The sequence below is a fragment of the Kineococcus vitellinus genome, assembly GCF_009906315.1.
Lineage (GTDB): Bacteria > Actinomycetota > Actinomycetes > Actinomycetales > Kineococcaceae > Kineococcus > Kineococcus vitellinus.
This window is the reverse complement of the sequence record NZ_JAAALL010000019.1, coordinates 19,755-27,946: the sequence shown is the minus strand read 5'-3', so window position 1 is coordinate 27,946 and position 8,192 is coordinate 19,755. Positions and strand designations below refer to the sequence as shown.

Annotated in this window: 5 protein-coding genes; 2 read left to right on the top strand and 3 right to left on the bottom strand. The window is 74.3% G+C overall.

Translation table 11 applies throughout. The annotated features are described in order from the left end of the window. Nucleotides 1-16: 16 nt before the first annotated feature. From GTQ99_RS03475 to GTQ99_RS03465, 3 genes are read right to left on the bottom strand one after another with little or no spacing between them, the layout of a single operon-like run. Entirely contained in the window at nucleotides 17-1,312 is a 1,296-nt protein-coding gene (locus GTQ99_RS03475; RefSeq protein WP_166614329.1) for a right-handed parallel beta-helix repeat-containing protein, read from the bottom strand. 8 nt (nucleotides 1,313-1,320) lie between these two features. Next, complete coding sequence (locus tag GTQ99_RS03470) at nucleotides 1,321-3,195, bottom strand: right-handed parallel beta-helix repeat-containing protein (protein ID WP_166614345.1); 1,875 nt, start codon at nucleotides 3,193-3,195, stop codon at nucleotides 1,321-1,323. 2 nt (nucleotides 3,196-3,197) lie between these two features. Beyond that, nucleotides 3,198-4,568: a glycosyltransferase gene (locus GTQ99_RS03465; protein ID WP_166614344.1), complete on the bottom strand. Its 1,371-nt coding sequence runs from the start codon at nucleotides 4,566-4,568 to the stop codon at nucleotides 3,198-3,200. 300 nt (nucleotides 4,569-4,868) lie between these two features. On the opposite strand from GTQ99_RS03465, the gene GTQ99_RS03460 reads away from it, so the two are divergent. Together GTQ99_RS03460 and GTQ99_RS03455 are read left to right on the top strand one after the other, a co-directional pair. Next, nucleotides 4,869-6,080, top strand: a complete 1,212-nt coding sequence (locus GTQ99_RS03460) for an acetyl-CoA C-acyltransferase (RefSeq protein ID WP_166614343.1) — start codon at nucleotides 4,869-4,871, stop codon at nucleotides 6,078-6,080. Then, a complete protein-coding gene (locus GTQ99_RS03455; RefSeq protein WP_166614342.1) occupies nucleotides 6,080-8,134 on the top strand; it encodes a 3-hydroxyacyl-CoA dehydrogenase NAD-binding domain-containing protein in 2,055 nt (684 codons plus the stop codon). The genes GTQ99_RS03460 and GTQ99_RS03455 overlap by 1 nt, the downstream gene beginning before the upstream one ends. Nucleotides 8,135-8,192 lie beyond the last annotated feature (58 nt).

The following is an 8,192-nucleotide window of genomic DNA, read 5'->3' as shown; positions in this document are numbered from 1 at the left end:
GGCGAAGGGTCGAGGGTCACGGCCGCGAGCTCCCGCCGGAGCAGGGGACGGTGCTGGTGACGGGGTGCCCGCCGCTGTCTCGGTTGGAGCAGGTGATGACGTTGCCGGTGACGTCCGGGTCGTGCACGTAGATCGCCACCGCCCCGTCGGGGACGTCGAGGACGTTGTCGTCGAAGGTGTTGCCGGCGCCCCAGCCGTCGAGGATGCGGTGGGTCTGGAAGCCCTGGTCGGGGGTGTTGCGCCCGGTGTTGCCGCGCACGGTCCACCCGTTGCCCTTGACGTCGACCCAGGAGTCGGACTCGACCATGCCGGTGCCGTCGAAGACGTTCTCCAGCAGCAGGCCGCCGGTGGTGCCCTCCTTGACGTCGACGGATTCGGAGGTGGTGCGCGCGATGTCGTTCCAGGCGACGACGTTCCCGTCGCTCCGATCCGGACCGCCGGCGCCGTACTTCTCCCAGTTGCTCTGCGCCGAGCCCACGTACACGCCCTCGCCGAACTTCTCCCGACGCAGCCCCGTGTCGCGGACGGTGTTGCGCAGCACGGAGTTGCGGGTGCTGTGCGAGCGCAGGTGGATCGCCTCGTCGCCGATGCGCTCCACGAGGAGGTCCTGCAGGACGCTGCCGGTGCTGCCGTCGGCGACGACCCCCTTCTGCGCGTTGCGGACGGTGAACCCGACGAGGCGCCAGTGGGAGGCGCCGTCCAGGTGGAAGCCGTAGCCCTCCTTGGGGCCGCCGGCGTCCAAGACGGCGCCGCGGCCGCCGCACAGCCACACCGGGTCGTCGGCGGTGCCGGAGGCCGTGGCGGCGAAGTTGCCCTCGTAGGTGCCGTCGGCGAGGTGGACGACGTCGCCGGGGCGAGCGTCCTGCAGGGCCTCGGACAGCTCGGCCGCGGAGGTGACCCGAGCGGTGGGCGCGGGGCAGGTCACGAGCTCGGGGACGGGCAGGCCCTCGGCCGTCGGCGAGGCGGCACCGGCTGCGGCCGCACCGGTGGCAGCCTCCACATCGTCCTCGCCGGCTGCGCCCTCGCCGGCCGCCTCCTCATCGGCCGCGCCCTCGCCGGCCGCCTCCTCACCGGCGTCGGCGGCCGGTCCGGCCACGACCGTCGGTGCGGGGGTGGCGGCACCGGCGGTCGCCGCAGGGGTGGGCGCGACGCCTGCGGCCGTCCGCGCGGCGGGCGCGTCGCGCGGCACCAGCACCCACGCGCCGGCCGAGCACAGCGCGACCAGACCGGCGACCGACAGCCCGGCGGTCAGCCCGTGGCGGAAGGTGGGGCGGCGCGCTCCCGCGCCGCCGGGGGCGGTGTCCTCGCGCACGGTCCTCCTCACCGGGTGCCCGTCGCGACCGTCTGGTCGCGCACGTCGATGATGCGCGCCGGCTCACCCGGCGCGGGGACGGCGACACCTCCTTGGTGGGCCATCTGGTGGGCGTAGGGGTGCACGATCGACCGCTCGCGGCCGACGCCCCGCACGGCCGTCACGGCGAGCAGGCCGAGCAGCAGGACCCAGAGCGCCGTCATGGGCTGCAGCAGCTTGCGGAACCAGAACCACCACGGACTGGTGTCGTCCCAGCCCTGGTCCACGTTCTGGGCCGAGGTGAACTCCCCGGTGGAGCGCATGCTGTCGAGCGCGCTCGCGCCCCGGCCGCTGAGCGCGTTCAGGCGCACCTCCGCGCCGCCGACGGCGCCGACCAGCGAGATGCCGTGGCTGCGCGCGTCCTCCACCGTGTTGCCCCGGACGGCGGCGACGGCGTCGCGCAGGTAGATGCCCGTGGCCGCTCCGCCGACGACGTTGCCGGTGACGGTGGACGCCTGCACGCCGTCGAGCAGGGCGATGCCGTGGCGCGTGCTGCCGGTGACCCGGTTGCCGGTGACCGACACGTCGTCGGCCTCCTCCCGGACGACGATCCCCATCGTCCCGCCGGACACCGTGTTGTTCGCCACCGACAGGTTCCGGCCACCGACCACCTCGATGCCGTAGTGGCCGTTGCCGGTGACGGTGCTGTCGGTGACGGAGTTGCCGCCGTAGCTGGCCGTGCTGGCTCCGGTGGCGCTGGGGCCGTCGGCGAGCGGGCTGCCGTTGACGCGCACGCCGTCGCCGGCGTTGCCGCGAGCGGTGACGGACTGCACCGTGATGCCGGTGGTGGCGCGGTCGATGCTGAGGCCGTGGCCGGCGTTGTCCGCGGTGGTCGTCGTCTCCACGATGCCGTTGCTGACGTAGCGGTGCAGGACGATGCCGGCGATGAGGCTGTCGCGGACGGTGCTGTCGCTCACCTGGACGCCGTCGGCGCCGGTGACGAACAGGCCGTACGCGTTGCGCTCGAAGGTGGTCTGCGTGACGCGGCTGGAGACGTAGTCGAAGGCCGGGACGTGGTAGTCCAGGTTCGGCACGCTCTGGCCCGGCTCCAGCGGGCCGGCCGGTTGGACGCTGGCACCGTCGAGGACGTTGGGGGCGGCGTCCTGCGCGGAGGAGTCCCCGGAGGTGATGGCGCCGGTGTTCGGGCGGTCCGTGCCGGTGAGGGACACCCCGCCGGTCCGCCCGCTCCAGAAGCCGAGGTCGGAGAACGTGGCGTAGGAGGCCTCGAACTGCCCGCCGATGACGCGGACGTAGGCACGGCCGTCGGCGGTCGCGGTGTCCACCTCGCCGGCCTGCGGGTTCCAGGCGTCGACGACGACGGGAGCCCCCTCCTCGCCCTCGAAGCGCAGCTCGCCGCCCATGCCGACGATGGACGCGAAGCCCTCGGGGCTGCTGGCCAGTCGCAGGTGCAGACCGCCGGGGCCGCTGAGCTGCAGCTCGGCACCGGAGGCCACCGCGATGTTCTCGGTGAGAAGGTACGAGCCGTCGGACATCCGCAGGAAGGTCTGCGGGGCCAGCTCGAGCAGGTCGGAGACGGTGTACGCGGTGTCGCGCTTGGTGAGCACGAGCGTGTACCCGCTGCCCGAGCTGAGCCGGTACGGCGCCTGCCAGGAGGCGCCCTGCCACCGGGCCAGCGAGGTGACCGTGCGGATCTCGGTGATCCGCCGGTCCTCGGCGGCCACCAGGGCAGCCACGTGCTGCGACTGCTCGTCGGTCAGCGCGGGGACGTCGGGGGCCTGGGCGCCGGCCGCGCCGGCGCCGGCGAGCCCCAGCACGGCGGACGTGCTCAGCCCGGCGAGCGCGGTGAGCGCACGGCGCCGGGACCTCGAAGCAGGAGCGGTCACGGTCAGACCCCCTTCAGGGCGTTGGCGACGGCACCCAGGCCGTCGGCGGTGGGCGCGGGGACGGTCTGCGCGGGGACGGTCTGCGCGGGAACGGTCTGCGCGGGAACGGTCTGCGCGGGGACGGTCGCCGGCACCGAGGTGCGCAGCGGGGTCCCGGTCAGCGTCGCGGAGGACTGCCCCTCGGCGGTGGCGCTGTCCGCGCTGCGGGTCAGCCAGCCCTGCTTGTTCATGGTGATGATCGCGTAGGTCTTGATCGGTAGGGCGATGAAGATGACGACCAGCGCGTACAGCGGCAGCAGGAAGATCTCCGCGGGGTGGCGGCGCAGGTGCGAGTAGGAGCGGATGCCGCGGCCGACGAGCAGCCACGCGGCGGCCAGCGCGATGCCCTGCGGGGTGAGCTCCAGCCGGCTGAACAGCAGGTACCCCAGGGTGAGCGCCATCGTCACCGGCGTGAGCAGGATCTGCAGGACGGTCACCTTGGAGACGAAGGGGACCTGCCACAGCCAACCCTTCCACAGGGCCGTCAGGTAGGTGCGGGCCGAGTTGCGGCTCCAGCGCACGCGCTGCTTGACGAACGCGCGGAAGGAGGACGGGAACATCGAGATGGCCTTGGCGGAGCGCTGGTGGACGGTCTTGAAACCGGCGGCGAGCACGAGCCAGGTGAGCCTGCCGTCGTCGCCGGCGATGCAGCGGCGGCCGAGGAAGAACTCGTGCTCGAGGTTCGGCACGAGCGGCAGGACGACCGAGCGCCGGTAGGCGGCCGTGCGCCCGGAGACGCAGATGACCCCGCCCTTGCGGCCCATCGCCGGCGCGTAGTCGTAGTAGCGCAGGTTGACCATCCAGTCGGCGATGCGCCGCCAGACGCTCGTCTCGCGCTGGTAGACGTTCTGCTGGGTGCTGACGGCGCCGACCATCGGGTCCGCGAAGGGCATCTGCACGTTGCGCAGCAGGCCGTCGGTCCACATGGTGTCGGAGTCGGAGAGGACCACGAGGTCGAAGCGGGCGGCGCGGATGCCGACGCCGAGCGCGGAGCGCTTGCCCTGGTGCCGGTAGACGATGACCTGCAGCCGGGCGTCGTCGACCTCGGCCAGCTTGCGCTGGCACTCCTCGTCGTCGACGTCGACGACGACGATGAGCTCGTCGGGGTCGTGGGACAGCCAGTTGCGCACGCAGTCCTGCAGGATCTGCGGGTCCTCGCGGAAGGAGGGGACGACGACCGAGGTGCTCTCGCGGTGGTCGTTGACGATGGGGTGGCACAGCCGGGAGCTGATCGCCCGGTAGAGCCACAGGCCCCACACGACGATCCCCGCGATGCCGATGGGGGCGACGTCGTGCCAGGACTCGCCGCCGAACAGGGTTGCCAGCCAGGTCATGCACAGCCTCCGGGGACGTGCTCGCGGTGCGGGATGAGGGGCGGCTGCTGCGAACCGTGACCGGTTGCTCCGTCCGGGCGAGGCCCGGGCGACTGCCGCGGACTCAGAGTGAGGGCCCGGAGACGGCCGGCAAGTGGTTGCGCGCTGCACTTCACTCCGACAGCGCAGGCACAGCACCCCCCTGCGCAGCCGACAGGGTGACGGGGGGCGGCGCGCCCCGAGTACCTGTGACCGCCGGTACCGCTAACCGGCCCCGGCGCGTACGGTGGGACCCGCCAGCACCAGCGACGAGGAGGTCCTGTGGTCCACACCCCGCAGCCCGGGCGGAGCGTCGTCTTCGCCGACGGCGTGCGCACGCCGTTCGGCAAGGCCCGGCCCGACGGCCTGTACGCCGAGACCCGTGCCGACGACCTCGTCGTCGCGTGCCTGCGCGAGCTCCTGCGCCGCAACCCCGCCCTGCCGCCCGAGCGCGTGGAGGAGGTCGCGATCGCGGCCGCCACCCAGAGCGGCGACCAGGGCCTGGTGCTGGGCCGCAGCACCGCGCTGCTGGCCGGGCTGCCGGTCACCACCCCCGGCTACGCGATCGACCGCTGGTGCGCCGGCGCCATGACCGCCGTCACCACGACCGCCGCCTCCATCGCCGTCGGCGCGCTCGACGTCGCCCTCGCCGGCGGGGTCGAGCACATGGGCCACCACCCGCTGGGGGCCGGGATGGACCCCAACCCCCGCTTCCTCACCGAGCGCATCGTCTCCCCCGACGCCCTCGACATGGGCAAGACCGCCGAGGCGCTGCACGACCGCTTCCCGCAGCTGACCAGGCAGCGCGCGGACGCCTACGCCGCGGCCAGCCAGCAGAAGTTCGCCAAGGCGGTGGCCAACGGCCAGGTCGGCGCCGACCTCGTGCCCGTCGCCGTCGCCGGCTCCGCGCAGGGCTGGGGCCTGGCGAGCGCCGACGAGCTGGCCCGCCCGGAGACCACCGTGGAGGCCCTGGCGGGCCTGCGCACCCCGTTCCGCCCGCACGGGCGGGTCACGGCCGGCAACGCCTCCCCGCTCACCGACGGCGCGACCGCCTGCCTGCTCACCGCCGAGGAGACCGCCGCGGAGCTCGGCCTGGCGCCGCGGATGCGCCTGGTCTCCTTCGCCTACGCCGGCGTGCAGCCGGAGGTCATGGGCCTGGGCCCGATCCCCTCCACCGAGAAGGCGCTGGCCAAGGCGGGCCTGGGCGTCGACGACATCGGCCTGTTCGAGCTCAACGAGGCGTTCGCCGTGCAGGTGCTCAGCTTCCTGGACCACTTCGGCATCCCCGACGACGACGAGCGCGTCAACCCCTACGGCGGCGCCATCGCCATCGGCCACCCGCTGGCCGCCTCCGGCGTGCGGCTGATGACCCAGCTGGCCCGCCAGTTCAGCGAGCACCCGGAGGTCCGCTACGGCGTGACCGCCCTGTGCGTGGGCCTGGGGCAGGGCGGCACCGTCGTGTGGGAGAACACCGCGTGGGAGGGGGAGCGCTGATGCCCGTGCACGTGCGCACCCTCGACCTGCCCGGCCCCGGCGGCGCCCCCGCCGGGCGCATGGCGCTGCTGACGCTCGACTCCGGCGACCCCCGCCGGCCGTTCACGCTGGGCCCGGCGACGCTGCCCGAGCTGGGCGCCGCGATCGAGCGGGCCGAGCGCCTCGTGCTCGACGAGGGGCTGGTGGCGATCGGGGTGACCGGCGCGAACGGCGTCTTCTGCGCCGGCGCCGACCTCAAGGCCGTCGCACGGACCCCCTCGCCCGAGGAGGCCGCGGCCACCGGGGCCCTCGGCCACGCGGTCCTCGGCCGCCTGGCCACCACGACGGTGCCGACGTTCGCCTACGTCAACGGCCTGGCCCTCGGCGGCGGCCTGGAGACGGCGCTGCACTGCTCCTACCGCACCGTCTCCACGGCGGCGCGCGGCCTGGGCCTGCCGGAGGCGCACCTGGGGCTCGTGCCCGGCTGGGGCGGCACCTGGCTGCTGCCGCGGATCGCCGGTCCCGACGTCGCCGTGCAGGTGGCGATCGAGAACGCGCTGGCCGGCAACAAGACGATCACCGGTCCGCAGGCCGCCCGGCTCGGCATCGCCGACGCCGCCTTCGAGCCCGCCGACTTCCTCCTGCAATCGCTGCGCTGGACCGCCTCCGTGCTGGCCGGCGAGAGCGTCGTCGAGCGCCCCGGCCCCGCCGACGAGGCGACGTGGGCGGCGGCGCTCGCGCGGGGGCGGGCCGTGGCCGACGCCCGCGTGCACGGCGCGGCGCCAGCGCCGTACCGCACGCTGGACCTGCTCGCCGCCTCCCGCACCGCCGGGCGCGAGGAGCACTTCGCCGCCGAGGAGGCCGCCCTCGGCGACCTGCTCGTCTCCGGCGAGCTGCGCGCCGGGCTGTACGCCTTCGACCTCGTGCAGCGCTACGCCAAGGCGCCGGCCGGTGCGCCCGCGCCGGAACTGGCCCGGAAGGTGACCTGCGTCGGCGTCGTCGGCGCCGGGCTCATGGCCTCGCAGCTGGCGCTGCTGTTCCTGCACCGCCTGAAGGTCCCCGTCGTCCTCACCGACGTCGACCAGGCCCGCGTCGACAAGGGCGTGGACTTCGTGCGCTCCGGCGTCGAGGAGCTGCTGGGCAAGGGCCGCATCGACGCCGACACCGCCAACCGGCTGAAGGCGTCGGTGTCGGGCTCGGTGGACAAGGCGGCGCTGGGCGGCGCCGACTTCGTCGTCGAGGCGGTGTTCGAGGACCTGGCGGTCAAGCAGGACGTGCTGCGCGAGCTGGAACCCCTCGTGCGCCCGGACGCCGTGCTGGCCACCAACACCAGCTCGCTGCCGGTCACCGAGATGGCCTCGGTGCTGCAGCACCCCGAGCGGCTCGTGGGCTTCCACTTCTTCAACCCCGTCGCGGTGCTGCCGCTGGTGGAGGTCGTGCGGACGCCCTCCACCGACGACGCCGCGCTGGCGACGGCGTTCGCGGTCGGCCGGTCGCTGGGCAAGACGTGCGTGCTGGTGCGCGACGCGCCGGCGTTCGTGGTGAACCGGATCTCCACGCGCATGTTCGACGAGGTGGTGCGCGCCCTCGACGCGGGCACCCCGCTGCTGGAGGTCGAGCGCTCCCTGGACGAGCTGGGCCTGCCGATGACGCCGTTCCGGCTGGCCTCGTTCGTGGGCCCGGCGGTCATGCTGCACGTGCACGAGACGCTCGCGGCGGCCTTCCCCGAACGCTACCGGGTCTCGGACAACCTGCGCCGCTGGGTGGCGGCGGGCGGCCCGGACCTGGTGACGCGCAAGGGGCCCGTGGAGGAGACCGGCGCCGCCGAGGGCCTGTTCACCACCGGCTCGCAGCCCCTGAGCGGCCCCGAGGTGCTGGCCCGGGTGCAGGACGCGCTCGCCGACGAGGTGCGCCGCGTCCTCGACGACGGCGTCGTGGCCGGGCCGCAGGACGTGGACGTCTGCCTGGTCCTGGGTACCGGGCACCCGCTGTTCACCGGCGGCATCACGCCGTACCTGGACCGCGTCGGCGCCTCCGAGCGGGTCACCGGCCGCCGCTTCCACCCCGCCGACTGAGCGGTTCCCGCTCCCCCTCCCGCGGTGATCTTCCACGGTGCACCGTGGAAGATCACCG

Coding starts and splice junctions, on each gene's coding strand:
- GTQ99_RS03465 (WP_166614344.1), bottom strand. CDS start 4,568: ATGACCTGGCTGGCAACCCTGTTCGGCGGCGAGTCCTGGCACGACGTC.
- GTQ99_RS03455 (WP_166614342.1), top strand. CDS start 6,080: ATGCCCGTGCACGTGCGCACCCTCGACCTGCCCGGCCCCGGCGGCGCC.